This is a genomic window from Streptomyces sp. NPDC057697 (assembly GCF_042799335.1).
GTDB lineage: Bacteria > Actinomycetota > Actinomycetes > Streptomycetales > Streptomycetaceae > Streptomyces.
In genome coordinates, this window is sequence record NZ_JBHVJA010000003.1 from 738701 (window position 1) to 762568 (window position 23868).

At 72.1% G+C, this 23868-nt stretch carries 21 protein-coding genes; 15 read left to right on the top strand and 6 right to left on the bottom strand.

What is annotated here, in order from left to right; all coding sequences use genetic code 11:
* The first annotated feature begins 19 nt into the window (after nucleotides 1–19).
* On the top strand, nucleotides 20–694 hold the full coding sequence (locus tag ACFVFH_RS13105; protein WP_383766640.1) for a response regulator: 675 nt from the start codon (nucleotides 20–22) through the stop codon (nucleotides 692–694).
* A 201-nt stretch (nucleotides 695–895) separates the two neighbouring features.
* On the opposite strand, the gene ACFVFH_RS13110 is transcribed toward ACFVFH_RS13105, so the two are convergent.
* The gene (locus ACFVFH_RS13110; RefSeq protein WP_383766819.1) at nucleotides 896–1996 is read right to left on the bottom strand and encodes a DUF5937 family protein; all 1101 of its coding nucleotides are present in this window, start codon (nucleotides 1994–1996) and stop codon (nucleotides 896–898) included.
* A gap of 104 nt (nucleotides 1997–2100) precedes the next feature.
* Here ACFVFH_RS13110 and ACFVFH_RS13115 point away from each other — a divergent pair, with 104 nt between their 5' ends.
* On the top strand, nucleotides 2101–2376 hold the full coding sequence (locus tag ACFVFH_RS13115) for a hypothetical protein (RefSeq protein WP_383766642.1): 276 nt from the start codon (nucleotides 2101–2103) through the stop codon (nucleotides 2374–2376).
* A 577-nt stretch (nucleotides 2377–2953) separates the two neighbouring features.
* Here ACFVFH_RS13115 and ACFVFH_RS13120 read toward each other — a convergent pair.
* Nucleotides 2954–4153: a threonine aldolase family protein gene (locus ACFVFH_RS13120; protein ID WP_383766644.1), complete on the bottom strand. Its 1200-nt coding sequence runs from the start codon at nucleotides 4151–4153 to the stop codon at nucleotides 2954–2956.
* Between the two features lie 189 nt (nucleotides 4154–4342).
* Between ACFVFH_RS13120 and ACFVFH_RS13125 the strand changes: the two genes are divergently transcribed.
* From ACFVFH_RS13125 to ACFVFH_RS13170, 10 genes are all read left to right on the top strand, one after another.
* Nucleotides 4343–5305: a Rossmann-like and DUF2520 domain-containing protein gene (locus ACFVFH_RS13125; RefSeq protein ID WP_383766646.1), complete on the top strand. Its 963-nt coding sequence runs from the start codon at nucleotides 4343–4345 to the stop codon at nucleotides 5303–5305.
* A 458-nt stretch (nucleotides 5306–5763) separates the two neighbouring features.
* Nucleotides 5764–6753, top strand: coding sequence for a pantoate--beta-alanine ligase (gene panC / locus ACFVFH_RS13130; protein WP_383766822.1), 990 nt, complete (start codon nucleotides 5764–5766; stop codon nucleotides 6751–6753).
* On the top strand, nucleotides 6750–8576 hold the full coding sequence (locus tag ACFVFH_RS13135) for an L-aspartate oxidase (protein ID WP_383766648.1): 1827 nt from the start codon (nucleotides 6750–6752) through the stop codon (nucleotides 8574–8576). Before panC ends, ACFVFH_RS13135 begins: the two co-directional genes overlap by 4 nt.
* Before the next feature lie 2 nt (nucleotides 8577–8578).
* Nucleotides 8579–9622, top strand: a complete 1044-nt coding sequence (nadC, locus tag ACFVFH_RS13140) for a carboxylating nicotinate-nucleotide diphosphorylase (protein ID WP_383766651.1) — start codon at nucleotides 8579–8581, stop codon at nucleotides 9620–9622.
* Entirely contained in the window at nucleotides 9622–10419 is a 798-nt protein-coding gene (locus tag ACFVFH_RS13145) for a type III pantothenate kinase (RefSeq protein ID WP_093547422.1), read from the top strand. Before nadC ends, ACFVFH_RS13145 begins: the two co-directional genes overlap by 1 nt.
* 138 nt (nucleotides 10420–10557) lie before the next feature.
* Nucleotides 10558–11142, top strand: coding sequence for a hypothetical protein (locus ACFVFH_RS13150; RefSeq protein ID WP_383766653.1), 585 nt, complete (start codon nucleotides 10558–10560; stop codon nucleotides 11140–11142).
* 48 nt (nucleotides 11143–11190) lie between these two features.
* On the top strand, nucleotides 11191–11370 hold the full coding sequence (locus ACFVFH_RS13155; protein WP_383766656.1) for a hypothetical protein: 180 nt from the start codon (nucleotides 11191–11193) through the stop codon (nucleotides 11368–11370).
* Nucleotides 11371–11477: 107 nt separating this feature from the next.
* Entirely contained in the window at nucleotides 11478–12014 is a 537-nt protein-coding gene (locus ACFVFH_RS13160) for a BlaI/MecI/CopY family transcriptional regulator (RefSeq protein ID WP_383766658.1), read from the top strand.
* Between the two features lie 9 nt (nucleotides 12015–12023).
* Nucleotides 12024–12581, top strand: a complete 558-nt coding sequence (locus ACFVFH_RS13165; protein ID WP_383766661.1) for an amino-acid N-acetyltransferase — start codon at nucleotides 12024–12026, stop codon at nucleotides 12579–12581.
* 157 nt (nucleotides 12582–12738) lie between these two features.
* Nucleotides 12739–13074 carry an Lsr2 family protein gene (locus ACFVFH_RS13170; protein WP_093547412.1) on the top strand — a complete coding sequence of 112 codons (336 nt, stop codon included), beginning with the start codon at nucleotides 12739–12741 and terminating at the stop codon, nucleotides 13072–13074.
* Here the strand turns inward: ACFVFH_RS13170 and ACFVFH_RS13175 are convergent.
* Nucleotides 13053–13658, bottom strand: a complete 606-nt coding sequence (locus ACFVFH_RS13175) for an SCO3374 family protein (protein ID WP_383766664.1) — start codon at nucleotides 13656–13658, stop codon at nucleotides 13053–13055. The genes ACFVFH_RS13170 and ACFVFH_RS13175 overlap by 22 nt on opposite strands.
* A gap of 428 nt (nucleotides 13659–14086) precedes the next feature.
* Here ACFVFH_RS13175 and ACFVFH_RS13180 point away from each other — a divergent pair, with 428 nt between their 5' ends.
* The gene (locus ACFVFH_RS13180; protein WP_072487058.1) at nucleotides 14087–16615 is read left to right on the top strand and encodes an ATP-dependent Clp protease ATP-binding subunit; all 2529 of its coding nucleotides are present in this window, start codon (nucleotides 14087–14089) and stop codon (nucleotides 16613–16615) included.
* Nucleotides 16616–16716: 101 nt separating this feature from the next.
* On the opposite strand, the gene ACFVFH_RS13185 is transcribed toward ACFVFH_RS13180, so the two are convergent.
* Together ACFVFH_RS13185 and ACFVFH_RS13190 are read right to left on the bottom strand one after the other, a co-directional pair.
* Nucleotides 16717–19938 carry an NACHT domain-containing protein gene (locus ACFVFH_RS13185; protein ID WP_383766667.1) on the bottom strand — a complete coding sequence of 1074 codons (3222 nt, stop codon included), beginning with the start codon at nucleotides 19936–19938 and terminating at the stop codon, nucleotides 16717–16719.
* Nucleotides 19935–20294 (bottom strand): trypco2 family protein, encoded by a 360-nt coding sequence (locus ACFVFH_RS13190; RefSeq protein WP_383766670.1) that lies wholly within the window; start codon nucleotides 20292–20294, stop codon nucleotides 19935–19937. Before ACFVFH_RS13190 ends, ACFVFH_RS13185 begins: the two co-directional genes overlap by 4 nt.
* Nucleotides 20295–20751: 457 nt before the next feature.
* Between ACFVFH_RS13190 and ACFVFH_RS13195 the strand changes: the two genes are divergently transcribed.
* A complete protein-coding gene (locus ACFVFH_RS13195) occupies nucleotides 20752–21450 on the top strand; it encodes a M23 family metallopeptidase (RefSeq protein WP_383766672.1) in 699 nt (232 codons plus the stop codon).
* Nucleotides 21451–21469: 19 nt separating this feature from the next.
* Here the strand turns inward: ACFVFH_RS13195 and ACFVFH_RS13200 are convergent, their stop codons facing one another.
* Entirely contained in the window at nucleotides 21470–22054 is a 585-nt protein-coding gene (locus tag ACFVFH_RS13200) for a TetR/AcrR family transcriptional regulator (RefSeq protein WP_383766675.1), read from the bottom strand.
* Between the two features lie 119 nt (nucleotides 22055–22173).
* On the opposite strand from ACFVFH_RS13200, the gene ACFVFH_RS13205 reads away from it, so the two are divergent.
* Nucleotides 22174–23745 (top strand): MDR family MFS transporter, encoded by a 1572-nt coding sequence (locus ACFVFH_RS13205; RefSeq protein WP_383766678.1) that lies wholly within the window; start codon nucleotides 22174–22176, stop codon nucleotides 23743–23745.
* Nucleotides 23746–23868: the final 123 nt, after the last annotated feature.

Here is a 23868-nt window from a genome sequence, read left to right on the forward strand (position 1 = left end):
GACAGGAGACAGGACCCTCATGGCGATCCGCGTGATGCTCGTCGACGACCAGGTGCTGCTGCGCACCGGCTTCCGGATGGTGCTCGCCGCCCAGCCGGACATGGAGGTCGTGGCCGAGGCCGGTGACGGCGCCGAGGCGATCGAGATCCTCCGTGCCACCGCCGTCGACGTGGTGCTGATGGACGTGCGGATGCCGAGGCTGGACGGGGTCGAGGCCACCCGGCGCATCTGCGCGCAGCCGAACGCGCCCAAGGTGCTCATCCTGACCACGTTCGACCTCGACGAGTACGCCTTCTCCGGGCTGAAGGCCGGGGCCAGCGGCTTCATGCTCAAGGACGTGCCGCCCGCCGAGCTGCTCGCCGCGATCCGCTCCGTGCACAGCGGCGACGCCGTCGTCGCCCCGTCCACCACCCGGCGGCTGCTCGACCGCTTCTCCCCCATGCTGCCGAGCGGCACCGGGGAACCGCAGCACAAGGACATCGCCAAGCTCACCGAACGCGAGCGCGAGGTGATGCTGCTGGTCGCCCAGGGCCTGTCGAACGGCGAGATCGCGGCCCGCCTGGTGCTCTCCGAGGCGACCGTGAAGACGCACGTGGGCCGCATCCTCACCAAGCTGAGCCTGCGCGACCGGGTGCAGGTCGTGGTCCTCGCGTACGAGACGGGGCTGGTCCGGGCCGGTGGCGGGGCGGTCTGACGACCGACCGATGGGCCCGTCCGGACCCGGACCGACCGCGACGGGAGTCCGGACCGGCGCCGGACCCGACGGGAGTCCGGATGGGCGCCGGACACCGCCGCTCCGGCTGAGCCGACAGGGGCGGGCGGGGCGGGCGGGTCCGCGCGCGGGGCGGTCCCGTTCGGCGCAGGAGCGTGGGGGCCGGGTGCGGGGCGGTCCCGTTCAGCGCAGGATGCCTTCCAGGAAGTCGCTGCCGAGCCGGGCCACCGAGGTCAGGTCGAGCTGGTGCAGCACGTACCGGCCGCGCCGCCGGGTGGCGACCAGGCCCGCCTTCTTCAGGACCGCGAGGTGCCGGGAGACCTCGGGCGCCGTGATGCCGTGCGTATCGGCGAGCTGACCGGTCGTGTGCGGGGAACGGGCGAGGTGGCGGCAGAGACGCATCCGCATCGGGTGGGCCAGCGCCTCCATGCGCAGCTGGAGCAGTTCCACGGAGGCGGGGGAGGGCAGCTCCGGCTGGTGGACCGGGTAGTGGATCACCGGACGCCAGCCCGCCGCGTGCAGCAGGTTGAGGTGCGGCCAGCCGAAGGTGGACGGGATGAGGGTGAGCCCGGAGCCGGTGGCGCTGGTGCGGCCCTCGGTCAGCTTGTCGGCGCTGATCCGGGTCCCGGCCTCGTCGACGCTCAGCGCCGTGGACACCGCGCCCATCGCCTCGCCGACCCCCTTGCGCCGCAGCAGGTCGGTCTTGTGCCGGGCGTCGGCGACCAGCTGGACCTGGACCCGGCGCCAGGTGTCCGCGAAGAACGCCCGGTCGCAGTCCTCGAACAGGCGCCGCACCCAGCGGCGCAGCGGCGCCGGATCGGCCAGCAGCTGCTGGGCGAACTCCACCTGCCGGGGCCCGCGCGCCGCCGCCATGTCCAGGGCGCGGGCGCGCATCGTCGGGTCGCCGAGCGGAGAGGGCGCGCCGACCCCGTACAGGCTGGTGCAGGTGAACTCCAGGGCGGCGGCGACGAACCGCTCGTCGTCCAGCCGGTCGAGGATGTCCAGGTCCTCGGCGAGGTTCGCGCCGGTCCGGCCGTTGCCGCCGCGAACACCGGCGAACGGCATGAAGACGTCCGAGAACGTGTGCCGCCACAGGAAGTCGGCCTCGTGCAGCCGGTCGGCGAGGTCCGGGTCAAGTGCGCTGGCGGTCGCCGTCGCCCAGCCGTGCAGTCCGGGGTGGTGTCCCGGCTCCGAGAGGGCGTGCAGCGCCAGCCCCAGCTCGGCGAGGGGGGAGGTCTCGAAGACGATGCGGTCGGGGGTCAGCCCGGCGATGTCGATGTGCACGCTCACCCTTCCATAGTGCGGGGTGCCCGCGGACGGCAGCGCCCCATTTGACGGTGGTCGTCAATCGACGGGCCGGGCGGCCGACCCCGGCCCACGCTGAGGCCATGGACGCCTTCCAGCAGCACATGATCGACAGCTACCGCTCGGCGCAGCGGGGCGAACTGCCACCGCCGCTGCCCGGCCGCCACGACTGGGCGGCGGTGCGCGAGGTGCGTGACCGCCGCCGCTTCGACGCGGTGATCGCGGGCCGCCCGGCACGCGGCCGGTGGCGGTCGGCGCTGCGGTCCGGCCGGTGGCGGTCGGTGTTGCGGTCCCGGTTCACCCGGAGCCCCGGCACCGGCCGGTGCGAGGAGTCCGGCCCGCCCGTGGGGGCCTGCTGAGGACTGGTCCCGTGCCCCAGGGCGGACGACGACAGCCGCCGACCGCCGGGCTCCGGCCTCGTTCCGTGACGGGGCCTCGTCCTGTGGCGCAGTGCCGCCGGCCGCCATGGCTCGCCGGGCCCTTCCTCCGTCCCGCGTGCACGGCGTCGGGCAGGACCGCCCCGCTTCCTGGTGCGGCCTACCTGGTCCGGCCCCTGCCCCGCCGGTCCGGCTCCCCGCCGGTCCGGCTCCCCGCCCGGTCCGGGCGCAAGGGCCTGGTCCGGGCGTAGGGCCCGGGGTGGTGTCCGCAGGGTCCGGACCGGTGCGCGGTGCTGTCGGACCACCCGCGTACGGGACGTACGAGGGTGGTCGTTCTCCGACTTGCGGGCCCCCCGGCGTACGACGGGAGGGCGCGGGCGCCCTAGGCCCCGTCTTCGAACGGCCGTCTGCCGTGCGACGTCCGGCACGCACGCTCGCCGCGATGCTGGGATCGCCCCGATACATCCAGTATCGAGGCGACCCTCCGCCTTGCGATCGCACGCGCCGGACGCCGCACGGCCCGGCCTCCGGCCGGACGACCGCAGTTCGAAGACAGGGCCTAGCCCAGCCGCGCCACGAACTCCCGTACGGCATCCCGTACGTCTCCGGCGGTCCACTCCAGCCCTTCGCGCCCCACCGTCACCTCGGTCAACGACACCCCGGGCGGTCCGGCGGCCGCGGGGTACCACTTGCGGAAGAGGGACACGCCCGTCTCCTCCGCCTGCCGCACCGCCGCCTCCGTCAGCTCGTCCGGCCCGTACGGCAGCCACACCTGGAACTGGTGCGTGTGCGGCGGCTCCGGGTGCACCCGGAACCAGCCGGTGCCGGCCGCCGCGAAGCCCTCGGTCATCGCACGGGCCACCACCCTCGCCTGCGCCACGTACGACGGGAGCCGCGGCAGCTCCTCGTCGAGGCCGATCAGGGCGGCGAGCGCGGCCGGGAACTGCTGGAAGACCTGTCCGCCGTACCGGTGGCGCCAGGTGCGGGCCTCCTCCATCAGCGAGGCGGGACCGGCCAGCGCGGCCCCCGAGATCCCGCCCAGGGTCTTGTAGAACGACACGTACACGCTGTCCGCGAGCGCCGCGATCTCCGGCAGCTCCCGCCCGAAGTGAGGGGCGCACTCCCACAGCCGCGCGCCGTCGATGTGCACCACCGCATCGCGTTCCCGCGCGGCCGCCACCACGTCCTCCAGCTCCTCCCACGTCGGCAGGACGAAACCGGCGTCGCGCAACGGAAGTTCCAGCATCAGCGTGCCGAACGGCTCGTCGAAGTCGCGGACCTCCTGCGCCGTGGGCAGCCGGGGGCCGTGCGTCGGGTGGACGGTACGCAGCCCGCTCAGCGCCCCCAGCGCGCCCCGCTCGTGCACCTCGGGGTGGGCGAGGGGATGCAGCGCCACGGTGGTGTTTCCGGTCCGCCCGGCCCAGCAGCGCAGCGCGACCTGCTGCGCCATCGTCCCGGTCGGGAAGAACACGGCGGCCTCCATGCCCAGCAGGCCCGCGATCCGCTCCTCCAGCTCGGCGACGACGCCGTCGCCGTAGATGTCCGCGGGCTGGTCGAGGTCGGTGACGGAACCCGCCCCGGCCGTCAGGGCGGCCAGCCGCTCCCCGAGCGAGAGGTTCATGGGCGGCCTGATCAGAACCCGTTCGGCCGCGCGCCAGGCGTTGATCCTGCGCAGTCGTTGCGCGTCCTCGGGCGGCTGCGGCCCGTTCGTCCCGTCCGCGTCCCGCGTCTGCTGGTCCGTGCCTGTGCTGTCTGTCATGGGACGATCATCGCCCGGCGCGCGGCTCGGCCCGCAGGGGTTTTCCGGGCCGCCCCGGCTCCGGGCCGCGCCACCACCCGGACTTTTCCCACAGGCTGTGGACGGCCGGGAGTGTGTGCGAAACGCTGGCGTAGCATGCAGAGAAGTCGTCCGGTACCCCCCGCGGACTGGAACGGAAGGCCATCGCCCGTGAATGCAACAGCCCCCCATGATCCCCTCGACGTGAGGGACCGCCCCGCCCGCCTCACGGTCGGCGTCGTGGGCGCGGGCCGCGTCGGCCCCGCGCTGGCGGCGTCCCTCCAGCTCGCCGGGCACCGTCCGGTCGCCGTGTCGGGTGTGTCCGACGCCTCCGTGCGCCGGGCTGCCGCACTGCTGCCCGACGTACCGCTGGTGGAGCCCGCCGAGGTCCTGGCGCGCGCCGAGCTGGTGCTCCTGACCGTCCCCGACGACACCCTGCCCGGCCTGGTCGAGGGCCTCGCCGAGACCGGCGCGGTGCGGCCGGGACAGCTGATCGTCCACACCTCCGGGCGGTACGGGACGAAGGTCCTGGACCCGGCGCTGCGGGCCGGCGCGCTGCCGCTCGCCCTGCACCCGGCGATGACGTTCACCGGCACCACGGTCGACGTCCAGCGGCTGGCCGGCTGCTCCTTCGGCGTGACCGCCCCCGAGGAGCTGCGGCTCGCCGCCGAGGCGCTGGTCATCGAGATGGGCGGCGAGCCCGAATGGATCGCGGAGGAGTCCCGCCCGCTCTACCACGCGGCGCTCGCCCTCGGCGCGAACCACCTGGTCACCCTGGTCGCCCAGTCGATGGAGCTGCTGCGCACGGCCGGGGTCACCGCCCCGGACCGGATGCTGGGCCCCCTCCTCGGCGCCGCGCTCGACAACGCCCTGCGCTCCGGAGACGCCGCGCTCACCGGCCCAGTGGCCCGCGGCGACGCCGGTACGGTCGCCGCGCACATCGACGAGCTGCGCAGGCACGCCCCGCAGACGGTGGCCGGTTACCTCGCGATGGCCCGCGCCACCGCCGACCGCGCCCTCGCCCACGGCATGCTCAAGCCGGAGCCGGCCGAGGCCCTGCTCGGCGTCCTGGCCGACGGCACGGGCACCGGCGGCACGGGCATCGGCGGCACCGGATCGCAGGAGCCCCGATGACCGACACGAACGGTGTGGACGACGCGGGCCACGCGAACGACGTCGACTCCATGACCGAGGCGAACGACGCGGGCGACATGACCGAGGTGAACGACGCGGGCAACGCGAACGACGCGAAGGGTGCGGGCAACGCGAAGGGTGCGGGCAACGTGGGCAACGCGAACGACGTCGGCACCACGGCCAGGACGAACGACGCAAGCAGCCCGGTCGGCGCAACCGGCCCGACCGGCGCTGCTGCTGCCTCGTTCGGCGCAACCGGCCCGACCGGCGCCGCTGCCGCCCCGTCCGCCTCACCCGCCCCGACCAGCGCAACCGGCCCGACCAGCGCCGCAACCGCCCCGTCCGCCTCACCCGCCCCGACCAGCGCAACCAACCCGGCCGACGGCGCAACCGGCCCGACCGGCGCCGTAACGGCCGCCCCCGCCCCCACGGCCCCCGCCCCCACCCCCGTCGCCCCCCTGCTCCGTACCGCCGCCGCGCTCGCCGCGTTCGCTCCGTTCGACGGGGCGCGGGCCGTCGTCATGACCATGGGTGCCCTGCACGAGGGCCACGCCACCCTGATCCGCGCCGCGCGCGCGGCCGCGGGCCCCGGTGGCCAGGTCGTCGTCACCCTCTTCGTCAACCCGCTCCAGTTCGGCGAGGCCGCCGACCTGGAGCGCTACCCCCGTACGCTCGACGCCGACCTCGCCGTGGCGGGCGCCGCCGGGGCGGACGCGGTCTTCGCGCCGTCCGTCGACGAGGTCTACCCCGGCGGCGAGCCGCAGGTCCGGATCTCCGCGGGCCCCATGGGCGAGCGGCTCGAAGGCGCCTCGCGCCCCGGGCATTTCGACGGCATGCTCACCGTCGTCGCCAAGCTCCTCCACCTCACCCGCCCCGACGCCGCGTTCTTCGGGCAGAAGGACGCCCAGCAGCTGGCGCTGATCCGCCGCATGGTGCGCGATCTGAACTTCCCCGTGGAGATCGTCGGCGTGGAGACGGTCCGTGAGCCGGACGGCCTGGCGCTCTCCAGCCGCAACCGCTTCCTGGACGCGGAGGAGCGGCACACCGCCCTCGCCCTGTCCAGGGCCCTGTTCGCCGCCCGCGACCGGCTCGCCGCCCAGCAGGCGCTGCACGCCCGCGCACGGACCACCGCGGCCACCACCGGCCGGGCCGCCGCGCTCACCGCGCTCGGCGAGGCCCGCGCGGCCGCCGACACCCAGGCGGTGGCCCTGGCCCGGCCGGTCGACGGGCCCTCGGCGGTCCGCGCCGCCGCGCTCCTGGTCCTCGACGACGCGGCGGCCGGACAGCCCCCGCTCGCCCTGGACTACCTCGCGCTCGTGGACCCGGCCGACTTCACCGAGATCCCTGACGACCGCACCACCGGCGAGGCGGTCCTCGCCGTCGCCGCGAGGGTCGGCAGGACCCGCCTCATCGACAACATCCCGCTGACCTTCGGAGCCACCACGTGACCGGAATACGGCTGACCGCCCCCGCCCCCGGCTGGTCCCTCGACGCCGACGTCGTGGTGGTCGGCTCCGGCGTGGCCGGTCTCACCACCGCACTGCGCTGCGCGGCGGCGGGCCTCGCCACCGTCGTCGTCACCAAGGCCCGTCTCGACGACGGCTCCACCCGCTGGGCGCAGGGCGGCATCGCGGCCGCGCTGGGCGAGGGCGACACCCCCGAGCAGCACCTCGACGACACCCTGGTCGCGGGCGCCGGTCTCTGCGACGAGGCCGCGGTCCGGACGCTGGTGACCGAGGGCCCCGACGCGGTGCGCCGGCTGATCGGGACCGGCGCCCACTTCGACACCACGGAGAGCGGCGACATCGCGCTGACCCGCGAGGGCGGCCACCACCGCCGCCGCATCGCCCACGCGGGCGGCGACGCCACCGGCGCCGAGATCTCCCGCGCCCTGGTCGGGGCGGTCCGCGAGGCCGCCCTGCACACCATCGAGAACGCGCTGGTCCTGGACCTCCTCACCGACGCCGAGGGACGTACCGCGGGCGTCACCCTGCACGTCATGGGCGAGGGCCAGCACGACGGGGTCGGCGCGGTCCGCGCCCCCGCGGTGGTCCTCGCCACCGGCGGCATGGGCCAGGTCTTCTCCGCCACCACCAACCCCGCCGTCTCCACCGGCGACGGCGTGGCGCTGGCGCTGCGGGCCGGAGCGGAGGTCTCCGACCTGGAGTTCGTCCAGTTCCACCCGACGGTCCTCTTCCTGGGCGCGGGCGCCGAGGGCCAGCAGCCCCTGGTCTCGGAAGCGGTACGGGGCGAGGGCGCCCACCTCGTCGACGCCTCCGGCACCCGCTTCATGGTCGGGCAGCACGAGCTGGCCGAGCTGGCCCCGCGCGACATCGTCGCCAAGGCCATCACCCGGCAGATGGAACTGCACGGCACCGAGCACATGTACCTCGACGCCCGCCACTTCGGCGCCGAGATGTGGGAGCAGCGCTTCCCCACGATCCTGGCGGCCTGCCGCGCCCACGACATCGACCCGGTCACCGAACCGATCCCGGTCGCCCCCGCCGCGCACTACGCCTCCGGCGGCATCCGCACCGACCTGCGCGGGCGCACGACGGTGCCCGGCCTGTACGCCTGCGGCGAGGCCGCCTGCACCGGCGTGCACGGCGCGAACCGGCTGGCGTCCAACTCCCTCCTGGAGGGCCTCGTCTTCGCCGAGCGCATCGCGGCGGACATCGTCGAGGACCGCCCGCGCGCGGGGGACCCGGAGGCCGGTGCCTCGGGCGCGTCTTCTCCGCTGCTCGCCGCGGAGGCCGGCGCCCCGCATACGCACTCCCCCCGGCTCGCGGCGGAGGCCGGCGCCCCGGGCGAGCCCTCCCCGCTGATCGCCCCGGAGGCCCGGTCCACGATCCAGCGCATCATGACCCGGGGCGCCGGGGTGCTCCGCTCCGCCGAGTCCCTGGCCACCGCCGCCGACGCGCTGGAGGCCCTGCACAACAGCGCCGCCCTGGCCGTCGAGGCGGACGAGCCCAAGGTCGCGGTGCCCGGCGTCGAGGCGTGGGAGGTCACCAACCTGCTGCTCGTCTCGCGCGTCCTGGTCGCCGCGGCCCGTCGGCGCGAGGAGACCCGCGGCTGCCACTGGCGCGAGGACCGGCCCGAGCGCGACGACGAGAACTGGCGCCGCCACCTCGTCGTCCGGCTCACCCCGGAGCGCCGACCGGTCCTCCGTCGGACGGAGACCGAGGCATTCGGGCCCGTACGCCCCGCGCAGGCGCCAGACTGCGCAGCAGCACCCCCGACCCACCCCGCCGACGTCACCGAGGAGCCGTAACCGTGAGCACGCCCGAAGAGAATCCGCGCCCCACACCCGTGGACGTACCGCTGATCCAGATCGGCGCGCCCGCACCGTCCGCGGGCGGCTGCGGGGACGGCTGCGGCTGCGGTGGCGACGACTTCTACGACGCCGACGCGCTGGAGTGCGGCCTCGACCCCGCCCTGGCCCAGCTCCTCGCCGAGGCGGGCCTGGACCCGGTCCAGGTCGAGGACGTCGCGCACGTCGCCATCGAGGAGGATCTCGACGGCGGGGTCGACGTCACCACGGTCGCGACCGTCGCCGAGGACGCCGTGGCCACCGGTGACTTCACCGCGCGCGAGGCGGGCGTCGTGGCCGGTCTCCGCATCGCCGAGGCCGTCCTGTCCATCGTCTGCACGGACGAGTTCGAGGTCGAGCGCCATGTGGAGGACGGCGACCGGGTCGCCCCCGGCCAGAAGCTGCTGACCGTCACCACCCGCACCCGCGACCTGCTCACCGGCGAGCGCAGCGCGCTCAACCTGCTGTGCAGGCTCTCCGGCATCGCGACCGCCACCCGCGCCTGGGCCGATGTGCTCGAAGGCACGAAGGCCAAGGTCCGCGACACCCGCAAGACCACCCCGGGCCTGCGCGCCATGGAGAAGTACGCGGTGCGCTGCGGCGGCGGCGTCAACCACCGCATGTCGCTGTCGGACGCGGCGCTGGTCAAGGACAACCACGTGATCGCGGCGGGCGGGGTGGCCGAGGCCTTCGAGCGGGTGCGCGACGCGTTCCCGGACGTACCGATCGAGGTCGAGGTCGACACCCTCCAGCAGGTCCGCGAGGTGATCGACGCGGGCGCCGACCTGATCCTGCTGGACAACTTCACCCCGATGCAGACGGCCGAGGCGGTCGCCCTGGTCGGCGGCCGCGCGGTCCTGGAGTCCTCCGGCCGGCTCTCCCTCGACACCGCCCGCGCCTACGCCGAGGCGGGCGTCGACTACCTGGCCGTCGGCGCGCTCACCCACTCCTCGCCGATCCTCGACATCGGCCTGGACTTCCGCGACACCGACGGGGCCGACGTCTGATGCTGCTCACCATCGACGTCGGAAACACCCACACCGTCCTCGGCCTGTTCGACGGCGAGGAGATCGTCGAGCACTGGCGGATCTCCACCGACGCCCGCCGCACCGCCGACGAACTCGCCGTGCTGCTCCAGGGCCTGATGGGCATGCACCCGCTGCTGGGCATGGAGCTGGGCGACGGCATCGAGGGCATCGCGATCTGCTCCACGGTCCCGGCCGTCCTGCACGAGCTGCGCGAGGTGACCCGCCGCTACTACGGCGACGTCCCCGCCGTCCTCGTCGAGCCGGGCATCAAGACCGGCGTGCCGATCCTGATGGACAACCCGAAGGAGGTCGGCACGGACCGCATCATCAACGCGGCCGCCGCCGCCGAGCTGTACGGGGGCCCGGCGATCGTCGTCGACTTCGGCACGGCCACCACCTTCGACGCGGTCTCCGCGCGCGGCGAGTACACCGGCGGGGTCATCGCGCCCGGCATCGAGATCTCGGTCGAGGCGCTCGGCGTCAAGGGCGCCCAGCTCCGCAAGATCGAGCTGGCCCGGCCGCGCAGCGTGATCGGCAAGAACACGGTCGAGGCGATGCAGTCGGGCATCATCTACGGCTTCGCGGGCCAGGTCGACGGCGTCGTCGCGCGGATGAAGCGGGAGCTGGCGGCCGACCCCGACGACGTCACCGTCATCGCGACGGGCGGCCTTGCGCCGATGGTGTTGGGGGAGTCCTCCGTCATCGACGAGCACGAGCCCTGGCTGACCCTCATCGGGCTGCGCCTGGTGTACGAGCGGAACGTGTCCCGGCTGTAGCGGACAGGCGGCGTACCTGCGGGAACGGCCCCCGGGGAGGCCGCCCGCCGCCGCGCCGCCGACGGCCAGTTAAGCCGATTTTGTCCATTTAGCACGTATTGTCGCGTCATGCCCACGCCTTACGGATCACGCGGCGGTATGGCTTTCAGCGCGGACGAGCTGCGTGTGCTCCGACGCGCCCTCGCCATCGCCCTTCACCCGATGCCCCTGCCGGACGAGGACGTCCAGGACTGCCTGCGACTGGCCGGCGCCGTGGACGAGGCGGTCGGCGAGGCGGGACGGCTGCGCGCGTTCCTCCTCGCCGACCTCGTCCGCTACCGCAACGCCCTCCCCGGCTCCGTCGCCGGCTACCTGGAACTGCTCCAGGACGCCCTGGCGGGCGGATACGACCCCGGCCCCGACGACCTCGCGGCGCTGCGCGCCCTACGCCACAGACCGGTGGCCGCGGCGCTGCTGGAGCGCTGTCGGATGCTCGCGGAACGGTCGGTACGGGCCCGCCTCGCCGGACGCGCCGCGTCGGCGAAGGCCCCCGCGCCGCGCAGCCGCCTCCTGGCCCTGCCAGGCGGCCGGGCCGCCGCGGACGAGGAACCCGAACAGCCCAGGACCCCGCCGGCGCCCGCCCGGCCCGGCCGCCCGTCCGGGCGCCCCGCGCCGAAGCCCTCGGAGGTCTTCCCGCCCCGTCGGCGCCCGGTGCCCCCGCCGCAGCAGCGCGCCGCCGGATAGCGGAGGGGCAACGCGGAAGTCCGCACCGGCCTCGCTACTCTGGACGCCATGGACTACGTATCCGCGCTCGTGCCCCCCGTGGTGATGGCCGCCTTCTTCATCGGCCTCGTCGTGACGATCGTCAAGAGCCAGGGCGGTCCCAACAAGGCCAAGGAGGACGCGGCCGTGGACCTGGCGATCGGCCGCGCCGAGTCGGTCCAGCAGTCGCCGCGGACCGACGGCGCCTGACCCCGGCACCCACCGCACACGAAGGGCGTACGGCTCCCCGGAGCCGTACGCCCTTTTGTCGCTCGAATAAGCCGGTCATTCCAGGCATCTGGCACTAAAGTGACATTGTGCCCCGCCCATTGGGAGATCTGGAAGACGCCGTGATGACACGGGTCTGGCAATGGAACCGTCCGGTGACCGTGCGGGAAGTCCTTGAGGACCTTCAGCAGGAACGCTCCATCGCCTACACCACCGTCATGACGGTAATGGACAATCTCCATCAGAAGGGCTGGGTGCGCAGGGAAGTCGACGGCCGCGCATATAGATATACGGCGGTCTCCACCCGCGCCGCCTACTCGGCCGCACTGATGAACGAAGCATGGTCGCGCAGCGACAACCCCGCGGCCGCACTTGTCGCCTTCTTCGGCATGATGTCCGCGGAGCAGCGCGAAGCGCTCCAGGATGCCATGCGGGTCGTTCAGCCCAAGCTGTCCGGGTCCGCCGAGACCCCGCCCGCCGAACAGGCCGGGGAACAGCCCATCGAAGGGGCCGCGGAACGGGCCGGAGCGGTGACCGGAGAACCGGCCGGAGAAGAAGCCGGGGGCCCGGCCGGAGATCGTGCCGGAGATCCGGCCGATGGGACGGGCCCGGGGGCCGGGCGATAGCGTCGGGGTATGTCCTCAGAGCTCCCGCACGCCGATTCCCGCACCGAACCGCCGGCCATAAACACCGCCGTCACCGTCCGACGTGCCAGGACCAGCGATGTGGCATCGGTCCGCCGCCTCCTCGACGGCTACGTACGCGAAGGCATCCTGCTCGACAAAGCGACCGTCACGCTTTACGAGGACATCCAGGAGTTCTGGATCGCGGAACGCGACGAGGACGCCCGCGTCATCGGCTGCGGTGCCCTGCACGTGATGTGGGAAGACCTCGCCGAAGTGCGTACTCTCGCCGTCGATCACAGCATCAGGGGCGGCGGAGTCGGCCATCAGGTGCTCGACAAGTTGTTGCAGACCGCCCGGTGGCTGGGTGTGCGGCGGGTTTTCTGTCTCACCTTCGAAGTCGACTTCTTCGCGAAGCACGGCTTCGTGGAGATCGGAGAGACGCCGGTCGACGGAGATGTCTACAGTGAGCTGCTGCGTTCCTATGACGAGGGTGTAGCAGAGTTCCTGGGCCTCGAACGGGTGAAGCCGAACACCTTGGGCAACAGCCGGATGCTTCTGCATCTGTGACCGTCATCTGCGGCCGTCACAAGAACCCGGAACCCTATGTCCGAATCGCGCATGTTTCCCGTCTCCCCGTGATCCTGAACCTCTCCCGGGGGTTTGTGTTTTCCGGGGAAAAGCGGTTTCCTTTCCGCGTACTGCATTTTCGATGAAAGGGAATCCAGTGGCACAGAAGGTTCAGGTCCTTCTTGTCGATGACCTCGACGGCGGCGAGGCGGACGAGACGGTCACGTTCGCTCTCGATGGCAAGACGTACGAGATTGACCTCACGACGAGCAACGCGGACAAGCTCCGTGGTCTTCTTGAGCCGTACACCAAGGGTGGCCGGCGCACGGGTGGCCGCGCGGCGGGTGGCCGTGGCAAGGGCCGCGCCGTCACGGGTGGCAACAAGGACACCGCCGAGATCCGTAAGTGGGCCCGCGAGAACGGCCACAATGTGAATGACCGGGGCCGTGTTCCCGCGGAGATCCGCGAAGCTTACGAGAAGGCCAACGGCTGAGCTGTCGACCCATCCGTCGACGGCCCCGTTCGGGCACGCATCAACCGGACCCGGTGGCATTCCGTCGCCACCGCGTCCACCAGCCGTACGAGATCGGGAGCACCCCCACCCCTGCTCCCGAGGCCGGCGAGAGCCGGGAGCCCCGACCCCTCCCCGTGTCGGGGCCCGGGGGGTCGCAGCCACGCGGCGGCCCCCGGCCGGCCGGCCATCCGTCCGGGCGGGACCGGCGCGGTGATCCGTCCGCCCGCGCCGATGGCGGACAGCGAGAGGGCGATGCCTCCCCACTCCAGCCAGTCGAGCAGCCCCGGCAGCTCCTCGGCGCTCCCCGCGGCGACCAGCAGGCTCATCCGCGCGCCCGACAGGGCCACGGGCCCGGTGCGCTCCAGCCGGCGCAGCGCCGCGTGACCGGCGGCCGCGGGCACCTGGAGCACGTCGAACCGCAGGCCGGTCAGCAGCCGCACCGGTGCGGTGCCCGCCGTCGCCCAGCCCAGCTCGCGTTCGTACCACTGCGCCCAGCGGGCGCTCTCGCCGTTCTCCCGCTCTCCGGTGACCGACGGCAGGGGTGGCGGGACGGTGATGGCCATGCCGGAAGAACGGCCCGGAGAGCGCCAGGGTTACGCAGAGTCCGCGCGCGGGCGCTCCATGTGTCCGTGATGGGGGCGTAGGGGCGCATTCGGGAGCGTCAATGTGTTCGCCCGTAGCGGAGGGAACCGGCGCGCGCCGCATGGACTGTCTGTAATTGCGGGTAAGACATCCCTAGTGGGGAGGGGCGACACGCAGGCTCGGGCATCTCACGTTCGCCATCGGCGTACTGGCGAAAGGGGTATCTGCCTGGCCTGCGGGAACATCGTCTCGCACCATCGGGTTGGAGAAGTTGTCGGCGTTCGGGGCAGGAGGCCAAGGACGGTGTCGGCAGTTGGAATGAGCGGTCCCCGCTTGCGGGACTAAGCTGCGGAAGGACAGGGAGGGGACCGACCCCTTACTGCCTGACCGCTCTGAGGAGCGATTAACGATGTTCGAGAGGTTCACCGACCGCGCGCGGCGGGTTGTCGTCCTGGCTCAGGAAGAAGCCCGGATGCTCAACCACAACTACATCGGCACCGAGCACATCCTCCTGGGCCTTATCCACGAGGGTGAGGGTGTCGCCGCTAAGGCCCTGGAGAGCCTCGGGATTTCGCTCGAGGCGGTCCGCCAGCAGGTGGAGGAGATCATCGGCCAGGGCCAGCAGGCCCCGTCCGGGCACATCCCCTTCACGCCCCGGGCCAAGAAGGTCCTGGAGCTCTCGCTCCGCGAGGCCCTTCAGCTCGGCCACAACTACATCGGCACCGAGCACATCCTGTTGGGCCTGATCCGCGAGGGCGAGGGCGTCGCCGCCCAGGTCCTCGTGAAGCTGGGCGCCGACCTGAACCGGGTGCGGCAGCAGGTCATCCAGCTGCTCTCCGGGTACTCGGGCAGCAAGGAGGCGGCGACCGCGGGCGGCCCCGCGGAAGGCACGCCCTCCACGTCCCTGGTGCTCGACCAGTTCGGCCGGAATCTCACCCAGGCCGCCCGTGAATCCAAGCTCGACCCGGTCATCGGGCGCGAGAAGGAGATCGAGCGGGTCATGCAGGTGCTGTCCCGTCGTACCAAGAACAACCCGGTCCTCATCGGCGAGCCCGGCGTCGGCAAGACGGCGGTCGTCGAAGGACTGGCGCAGGCCATCGTCAAGGGCGAGGTGCCCGAGACCCTCAAGGACAAGCACCTCTACACCCTCGACCTCGGCGCGCTGGTCGCCGGCTCCCGCTACCGCGGTGACTTCGAGGAGCGCCTGAAGAAGGTCCTCAAGGAGATCCGCACCCGCGGCGACATCATCCTGTTCATCGACGAGCTCCACACCCTGGTGGGTGCGGGCGCCGCCGAGGGCGCGATCGACGCCGCCAGCATCCTCAAGCCGATGCTGGCCCGCGGTGAGCTGCAGACCATCGGTGCCACCACGCTCGACGAGTACCGCAAGCACCTGGAGAAGGACGCCGCTCTTGAGCGCCGCTTCCAGCCCATCCAGGTCGCGGAACCCTCGCTGCCGCACACCATCGAGATCCTCAAGGGTCTGCGCGACCGTTACGAGGCCCACCACCGCGTCTCCATCACCGACGAGGCACTGGTCCAGGCCGCGACGCTGGCCGACCGGTACATCTCGGACCGCTTCCTGCCGGACAAGGCGATCGACCTGATCGACGAGGCCGGTTCCCGGATGCGCATCCGCCGGATGACCGCGCCGCCGGACCTCCGCGAGTTCGACGAGAAGATCGCGGGCGTCCGCCGCGACAAGGAGTCGGCCATCGACTCCCAGGACTTCGAGAAGGCGGCTTCCCTCCGTGACAAGGAGAAGCAGCTGCTGGCGGCGAAGACCAAGCGCGAGAAGGAGTGGAAGGCCGGCGACATGGACGTCGTGGCCGAGGTCGACGGCGAGCTGATCGCCGAGGTCCTCGCCACCGCGACCGGCATCCCGGTCTTCAAGCTGACGGAGGAGGAGTCCTCCCGTCTGCTGCGCATGGAGGACGAGCTCCACAAGCGCGTCATCGGGCAGAAGGACGCCATCAAGGCCCTCTCGCAGGCGATCCGCCGTACGCGAGCCGGTCTGAAGGACCCGAAGCGCCCCGGTGGCTCGTTCATCTTCGCCGGTCCGTCCGGTGTCGGTAAGACGGAGCTCTCCAAGACGCTCGCCGAATTCCTCTTCGGCGACGAGGACGCGCTGATTTCCCTCGACATGTCGGAGTTCAGCGAGAAGCACACGGTTTCCCGCCTCTTCGGCTCGCCCCCCGGTTACGTGGGTTACGAAGAGGGCGGACAGCTCACCGAGAAGGTGCGTCGCAAGCCGTTCTCCGTCGTCCTGTTCGACGAGGTCGAGAAGGCCCACCCCGATATCTTCAATTCCCTGCTCCAGATTCTGGAGGACGGTCGTCTGACCGACTCCCAGGGCCGGGTCGTGGACTTCAAGAACACGGTCATCATCATGACGACCAACCTCGGGACCCGGGACATCTCCAAGGGCTTCAACCTGGGCTTCGCCGCCCAGGGTGACGTCAAGACCGGCTACGAGCGGATGAAGAACAAGGTCAACGAGGAGCTCAAGCAGCACTTCCGGCCCGAGTTCCTCAACCGTGTCGACGACACGGTCGTCTTCCACCAGCTCAGCCAGGAAGACATCATCCAGATCGTCGACCTGATGATCGCCAAGGTGGACGAGCGTCTGAAGGACCGCGACATGGGCATCGAGCTCAGCGCGGACGCCAAGACGCTCCTCGCCAAGAAGGGCTACGACCCCGTGATGGGCGCCCGGCCGCTGCGCCGGACGATCCAGCGCGAGATCGAGGACATCCTCTCCGAGAAGATCCTCTTCGGTGAGCTGCGCCCCGGTCACATCGTGGTCGTCGGCACCGAGGGCGAGGGTGAGGAGAAGACCTTCACCTTCCGCGGCGAGGAGAAGTCGGCGCTGCCCGACGTCCCCCCGATCGAGCAGGCGGCAGGCGGCGCGGGCCCGAACATGTCGAAGGACGTGTGAGGACGCTTCCGAGCGCCTGAGCAGTGAGGCAGTAGGACCGAAGGGGCTGCCCCGGACCGTGTGCAACGGTCCGGGGCAGCCCCTTGTGCGCCGCGAGGCGGTCAGGGCTCCGCGGTGAGGCCCTCGCCGCCCAGGATCGCCGCGTGACCGGTGACGACCACCCGGCACTCGGGCAGCGCCTTGAGCGGGGACAGATCGACCTGCCCGACATGGGTGGGCAGAGCGAGCGTCAGCCAGTTCAGGGCGGGGAAGACCCGGGGGATCCATTCGAGTCCGAGCACGTCGGCCACGGGACGCAGCGTCAGTTCCCCGACGGAGGGAACCGGCTGCTCGTCGCCGAACTCGGCCGGGGAGTTCAGGACCAGGGCCAGCCGGGTCACCTGCGGCGCCCGCCGGAGGGCGGCGAGCAGCGGCCCGACCGTTGTGTGGGCGTCCAGGTCGAGATGGTGCAGGCGCGTCCAGCCGTCGAGCGAGTCGACTTCCAGCGAGACCGTCCGGTCGATGGTCAGCGAGCGCAGCCCGGGGTGGGCGGGCAGCCGGCTCAGCCGTTCCGTCGTCAGACGGCTGAGCCGCAGGGAGCGCAGCTCCCTGGAGGCCGTGGCGGTCAGTACGGCGTCGGGGACGTGGAACATGTCCAGGTCGGCCCTTCTCAGCGCGGGGAGCGCGGAGAGCGGACCGAGGTCCTGTACGGCAGGGCAGTTGCTCAGGGAGAGGAACCCGAGCCGCTCGGCGCAGTCCGTCAGGAAGGAGAGGTCCGTCAGGTCGGGGTTCCACCAGAAGGCCAGCTCGGTCCAGGGCAGGCCGCGCAGGCCGGAGTGGAGTTCGCCGGTGGCGAAGCCCCCGTTGACCAGCAGCCGTGTGACGGACGGCAGGTGGTGCACCGCGGCCAGCTTCTCCCGCGAGTCGATCTCCAGGCTCTCGTGCGACAGGTCGAAGACGGAGAGGACCTCCCGGGCGTACGTCTCCACCGGATATCTGTCCCAGCCGTCCACCAGCGGGTAGCCGGACTCCGGGTGGGCCAGCGCCCAGCGGCGGGCGTGCGGTACGGCCTCCGCCCCGCCGATCTCGTTGATCAGGCGGACGAGCGGGCGGACCTCGCCCCTGGTGAGGGAGCGGACCGGCTCGGGCAGGAAGTCCAGAGCGGCCGGTCCGAGGCGGGTGAGCAGCCGTACGGCTGCCTCGTCAGCCGGGGGGAAGAGCGCCTCGACGGCCGTGCGGACCCTGGCCCGGGTCGTCTCGTCCAGCCAGGTCGCGTGCTGTGCGCAGAGCGCGGCCAGGACGACGATCTCGTCCCGGGTGACGGTGTCGCCGGGGCCGGGCCGCGCGTCCAGCAGGCCGTTGACCAGTACGGAGTGCTCGCGGCGGCCGCAGTGGCCGGCCGCGAGCAGGATGACGTCGTACCAGTGCTGCGCGCCCGCCCGGCCGAGCAGTTCGTTCAGCTGGTCGTCCTCGACGAACTCCTTCGCGGCGAGGAAGTCCTGGAAGGTGCGGTGGGCGAACTGGTAGACGTCGTCGGCGCGTTCCTGGAGGACTCCGCTGCGGTTGAGCAGATGGGTCAGGATCTCCTCGGCCGAGCCCTGGGCGCGCAGCCGTTCCATGCCGGGCAGGGCGCGTTCCAGCTGGTGCAGTGCCGCGGAGCGGTGCAGCTCGGACTGGCCGCCCCGGACCAGCCAGATCGCGATGCGCTGGAGCAGCTGGGCCTGTTCCGCCACGCTCATGGTGATGCCCTCGGGGGCCCCGATCCTGCGCTGTTTGTCGCGGTCGCCCAGCAGCATGGTGAGGGCCGAGTCGTACAGGCTCCAGCGGGTCTCCGGCAGGATGCCCTGGCGGCGTCGGTGCAGGGCACAGATCACCGCGCAGAGCAGGGGCGTACGGGCCAGGTCGCGCAGGGCCCGGTTCCGGGCGAACTGCTGGATCAGGTCCCGTTCCAGGCCGCGGAGCGTCTCGTGGTCGTCGTCGTCCAGCCGGGCGGCCCGGTGCCAGGCGGCGACGAAGGACTCGATGTCCTCGTCGCGCATCGGCAGCAGCCGCAGTTCCTCGAAGTCCTGGGAGACCAGCCAGTCGGGCTCGACGGCCAGCGGGCGCACCGTGGCCACGCAGCGGATGTCCGGGTACCGGTCGAGGAGGCGGGACAGCCATGCGTGGGCCTGCTCGCGGTCGTCGCGCGGGACCTCGTCGAGTCCGTCGACCAGCAGCAGCGCCCGGCCGGAGTCCAGCACCCGGCCGACCCAGCCCTCGGGCGCCGCGTCGATCACCAGCCGGGCCGCGTCGGGCAGCTGCGCGGGGGCGGGGAAGGTGCCGCCCTGGGCGCGCAGGGTGCGCAGCGGTACGAGGAAGGGGACCAGGCCGTTCAGCGGGCCCAGCTCCGGGCCCAGGGTGCCGGCCGCGGCATGGGCGGCCAGCCACCACAGCAGGGTGGTCTTTCCGGCGCCCGCGTCGCCGCGCAGCAGGACCCGGGGGCGGTCCGGGAGCAGTGTGTCGATCCGCATGGGCACCGGCCTCGCGTGCCCGGTGGTCTGCTGGGCCTCCAGGCTCAGATACGCGGTGTCCAGGTCCCATTCGGAGTCGCGCCGGCCCAGCTCGTCGAGGCCGAAGATCTTCGTGCGGCGGTACGCGGCCCCGAGCGCCGCCGCGTACTCCTCCTCGTACCGCGCGTCCTGGGGGAAGCGGCCGTGGACCCGTTCGTGGCGCAGTGGTGTGCCGGTCTGCCGGTAGACCAGTACGAAGGGGCGGGCGGCGAGGAGCGGGGCGATCGGTACGCACTCCACGCGGCGGCCGCCGCGCTGCCGGGGGATCTGGCGGGCGATGCCGATGAGGACGTTCCCGGCGAAGACCGGGCCGCCGGACATGCCGCGCAGCGACGGGGGCTCCGTGTCGTTTCCGGCGGGCGGCGGGCCGTCCAGCTCGCAGACCAGTAATCCGCGCAGGCGTCCGGCCATCGGCAGGGCGGTGGCGGTGTACTGGTCGGCCTCCAGATGGCGGTCGGGGCCGTATCGCTGGATGTCGGGGAAGCCGGTGATCTCGCAGCCGGAGAGCGCCTGCCCGTTGTGCAGGACGCCGAGGCGCGCCGGGGCGACCGGGAGCAACGGGTCGGCGGTGAGCAGGAGGGCGGCGTCGAGGTCGTGGTCGATCCAGGCGACCGTCGCCGTCGCGTGGTCCGCCCGCTCGGGGTGGGCGACCGCGGCCCGGCTGCCGCCCCGGACCACATGGGCGCAGGTCAGTACGAGCCGGTCGGTGAGCAGGGCGCCACTGCCCTGGACGTTTCCGGCGCCCAGCACGACGACCGTGCGCGCGGCGGGTGCGGTGGGCGGAGCGGTGCTCACGGCCGGGGTGCCCCGCCGAAGTGGGCCGTGCTGCCCTGGTCGTCGTGGCCGATCTGCCAGGGGCCGCCGGTCGTGGCGTCGCGGGGTTTCAGGGTGAAGGCGACCTTGTGGGTGCGGCCGCTCGCGCGGGAGGCGTCGGCGCCCGCCTCGACCACCCAGGCCCTGACCTTGTTTCCGCCCTTGATCTCCTTGCGGAGTTCGAGGGTGAACTCCATCTGGATGTCGCCGACCTCGAAGGCCACGGGGCGGCCGGTGGCGCGGCCCGCGGCCTCGATGAGCTGGTTGCGGATCGACTCGACGGCGTCGGCGAGCTCGATGCCGTCCATGCCGCCGCTGCCTGTGGTGCCCCTGGCCATGGCCTGTCCCCCCGGGATGAGCTGGTCGTCGGGTCAGCCTAGTCAGCCCGTGGGGCCGAAGGTCCCGAAACGGACAGTCTCCGGGGCGGCGGCGGTGACAAGGCGCACAGCCCTTTCCGGGCCTACTAGGGAGAATAGGAGGGGGCGTCGTGATCGTCGCGGGGGCCTTCGGCCCCGCGCCGGAGGGGGCGTCGGAGGTCGAAGGGCCGGACGTCCGGATCGCTGGCATCTGTCCGTTTCGAACGGTTTGAAACCAAGGTCATGCGCGCCCGGAGCCGGACTTCCGACGGGTGCGGGCGCGGGGCGCGCGCGGCCCGCGCCGGTGAATTCCCGGGGCTTCGGGTACGGCTTTTGTTCGTAGATGGGGTGTTTGAGCCGGGGCCGGGGTGCGGGTTACCAAGGAATGGCCAGCCCGGCCGGAACGCCGGGTCCAGTCATCTCCGGAGGTTCTCCGCTTATGTCGAAGCGCGTTTCGTTCCAGCACTCCCGCCGCCCGTCCCTGTCCCGTGTCCGTGGCGCCGTCGTGGCGGCCGGCCTGGGAACGTCGATGGTTCTCGGCGTGGGCGCTGCGTTCGCGACCGCCACGGCGGGCGCCTCGCACGGAGTGAACCTGCTCGGCGGCGGCGCCGCCGAATCGGTTGCCGAGCAGGCGGCCGTGCAGGGCAAGGCCGCGGCCAAGAAGGCGGCGGCGGTCAAGAAGGCGGCCGCGGCGAAGAAGGCCGCCCTGAAGAAGACCCACGGCTGGGGAGCCCCGGTCAGCCGCTACGAGCTGAGCGCGAGCTTCGGCAACGACGGCAGCCGCTGGGCCCACAAGCACTCCGGCCAGGACTTCGCCGTGCCGACCGGCACCAAGGTCCACGCCGCGCACAAGGGCATCGTCGTGAAGGCCGGCCCCAACGGCGGCGGCGACGGTCCGGCGTACGGCAACGCCGTCGTGATCAAGCACGCCAACGGCACGTACTCGCAGTACGCCCACCTGTCGAAGATCGAGGTGCGGATCGGCGAGGCCGTGAAGACCGGCGAGCGGATCGCGCTCTCGGGCAGCACCGGCAACTCCAGCGGCCCGCACCTGCACTTCGAGATCCGGCATACCGCCGACTACGGCTCGGCCGTCAACCCGGTCAGCTTCCTGCACAGGGAGGGCGTGCGGGTCTGACCCCACCGGGGCGGCCCCGCTACTCCACCGGATCCCGGCCGTGCGCCCGGGTGATCAGTTCGAGGGAGACTTCGAGGACGGCCTTGCGCTTCTCCTCGGGGTCGCCCTCGACGTCCTTGAGGGCGAACATGCCCGCGTGCGTCGCGAAGAGCGCGGTGGAGCAGCGCACCTGGTCGGAGAGCGACGCGTCGGGTTCCTGGATCAGGGCGACGAGGGCGACGAGGCGTTCCTTCATGGTCCCGCCGACGCGCAGGTCCCGTACGGTCGCCTGGTTCTCCTGCATGAAGCGGAACAGCGGGGCGACGGCGACCAGGGCCTCGCTGTAGCGCCTGAGGATCTCCTTCTTGGTCTCCAGGGTGCGCGGTTGTTCCTGGCCCCAGGCGAGCAGCTCCTCGACCGGACGGTTGAGGTCCTCGAAGATGCTGACCAGGATGTCTTCCTTGGTCTTGAAGTGGTAGTACAGCGCGGCCTTGGTGACATCGAGCCGCTCGGAGATCTCGCGCAGCGAGGTCTTCTCATAGCCCTGTTCGACGAAAAGCTCCAGGGCGACGTCCTGAATGCGCTGGCGCGTGTTGCCACGGCGCTGCTGCGGCGTGCTCCCCATGAAACTCTCCCTCACGAACTTACTTGACGCCCGGCTAGTTAGGGGTCTACTTTCCCCAGTGTAGTTACTAGCCGGGCGGCAAGTAAGTGTCTGCCGGGGGATCAGGGGAGTGGGGACCGATGTCCGATCTGAAGAAGGCGGCCGGCGGGACGGCGGCCGTCGCCGACCGTCCGGCGGCGCAACCCGAAGTGCCGCAGCGGAGTGTCCGGGTGGTGATGCTCGCCCTGATGATCACGATGCTGCTCGCCATGCTGGACAACCTGATCGTCGGCACGGCCATGCCGACCATCGTCGGCGACCTCGGCGGCATGGAACATCTGTCCTGGGTCGTCACCGCGTACACCCTGGCCACCGCCGCCTCCACCCCCATCTGGGGCAAGCTCGGCGACATGTACGGGCGCAAGGGCATCTTCCTCACGTCCATCGTGATCTTCCTGGCCGGCTCGGCGCTGAGCGGAATGGCCCAGGACATGGGCCAGCTGATCGGATTCCGGGCGGTCCAGGGGCTCGGCGCGGGCGGCCTGATGGTCGGCGTGATGGCGATCATCGGTGACCTCGTACCGCCCCGCGAGCGCGGCAAGTACCAGGGCATGATGGCCGGCGTCATGGCCATCGCCATGATCGGCGGACCGCTGGTCGGCGGCACCATCACCGACCACCTCGGCTGGCGCTGGAGCTTCTACATAAACCTGCCGCTGGGCGCGATCGCCCTCGCCATGGTCACCCTCGTGCTGCACCTGCCCAAGCGGAAGGGCGCCCAGGGCAAGATCGACTACCTCGGCGCGGGGCTGCTGACCCTCGGCATCACCGCGATCGTTCTGGTGACCACCTGGGGCGGTACGGAGTACGACTGGAACTCCGCCGCGATCATGGAGCTCATCGCGATCGGCGTCGTCTCGCTCGTCGGCTTCGTCTTCGTCGAGACCAAGGCGGCAGAACCGATCATTCCGCTGCGTGTCTTCCGCAGCCGCAACTTCACCCTGATGGCCGTCGTCGGCTTCGTGGCGGGCTTCGTGATGTTCGGCGCGGTGCTCTTCCTGCCGCTGTACCAGCAGTCCGTCCAGGGCGCCTCGGCCACCAACTCGGGTCTGCTGCTCCTGCCGATGCTGCTGGCGATGATGGCCGTCTCGCTGATCGCCGGGCGGGTCACCACCAGCACCGGCAAGTACAAGATCTTCCCCGTGATCGGCTCCGTGCTGATGGTGACCGGCCTCTTCCTGCTCTCCCGGATGGACGTCGACACCACCCGGTTCACCTCCGGCGTCTACATGGCGGTGCTCGGCGCGGGCATGGGCTTCCTGATGCAGATCACGATGCTCGTCGCCCAGAACAGCGTGGAGATGAAGGACATGGGCGTCGCCTCCTCCGGCGCGACCCTCTTCCGTTCGCTCGGCAGCTCCTTCGGCGTCGCGATCATGGGCGCGCTGTTCACCGGCCGGGTGCAGGACGAGATGGTGGCCCGCGGCGGCGGCGCGGCCACCGAGAAGTCCGCGCAGCTGGACGCGGCGAGCCTGGCGAAGCTGCCGGACGCGGCGCGCGAGGCCTACCAGTTCGCGGTGTCGTCCGGCACGCACATCGCGTTCCTCGTCGGCGCCTCGGTCGCCCTGATCGCGCTGGTGGCCTCGGTCTTCGTCAAGGAGGTCCCGCTGCGCGGCGCGGGCCCGGCCACCAAGCAGGCCGAATCCGTCTGATCCCGCACGGCGTACGAGGAGGCTCCCGGGGCGCGCCCCGGGAGCCTCCTTCGCTGTCCGGCCGACGGCCCAGCGGGCCCGTCGCCGCGTCGCCCCGGCCGCCGGAGCGTGCCCGGGGCCGTC

Excerpts from the sequence above, each read along its gene's own strand:
- ACFVFH_RS13105 (WP_383766640.1), top strand. The coding sequence starts at position 20 with ATGGCGATCCGCGTGATGCTCGTCGACGACCAGGTGCTGCTGCGCACC.
- ACFVFH_RS13115 (WP_383766642.1), top strand. The coding sequence starts at position 2,101 with ATGGACGCCTTCCAGCAGCACATGATCGACAGCTACCGCTCGGCGCAG.
- ACFVFH_RS13120 (WP_383766644.1), bottom strand. The coding sequence starts at position 4,153 with ATGACAGACAGCACAGGCACGGACCAGCAGACGCGGGACGCGGACGGG.
- ACFVFH_RS13145 (WP_093547422.1), top strand. The coding sequence starts at position 9,622 with ATGCTGCTCACCATCGACGTCGGAAACACCCACACCGTCCTCGGCCTG.
- ACFVFH_RS13150 (WP_383766653.1), top strand. The coding sequence starts at position 10,558 with ATGGCTTTCAGCGCGGACGAGCTGCGTGTGCTCCGACGCGCCCTCGCC.
- ACFVFH_RS13155 (WP_383766656.1), top strand. The coding sequence starts at position 11,191 with ATGGACTACGTATCCGCGCTCGTGCCCCCCGTGGTGATGGCCGCCTTC.
- ACFVFH_RS13165 (WP_383766661.1), top strand. The coding sequence starts at position 12,024 with ATGTCCTCAGAGCTCCCGCACGCCGATTCCCGCACCGAACCGCCGGCC.
- ACFVFH_RS13175 (WP_383766664.1), bottom strand. The coding sequence starts at position 13,658 with ATGGCCATCACCGTCCCGCCACCCCTGCCGTCGGTCACCGGAGAGCGG.
- ACFVFH_RS13180 (WP_072487058.1), top strand. The coding sequence starts at position 14,087 with ATGTTCGAGAGGTTCACCGACCGCGCGCGGCGGGTTGTCGTCCTGGCT.
- ACFVFH_RS13190 (WP_383766670.1), bottom strand. The coding sequence starts at position 20,294 with ATGGCCAGGGGCACCACAGGCAGCGGCGGCATGGACGGCATCGAGCTC.
- ACFVFH_RS13195 (WP_383766672.1), top strand. The coding sequence starts at position 20,752 with ATGTCGAAGCGCGTTTCGTTCCAGCACTCCCGCCGCCCGTCCCTGTCC.
- ACFVFH_RS13200 (WP_383766675.1), bottom strand. The coding sequence starts at position 22,054 with ATGGGGAGCACGCCGCAGCAGCGCCGTGGCAACACGCGCCAGCGCATT.
- ACFVFH_RS13205 (WP_383766678.1), top strand. The coding sequence starts at position 22,174 with ATGTCCGATCTGAAGAAGGCGGCCGGCGGGACGGCGGCCGTCGCCGAC.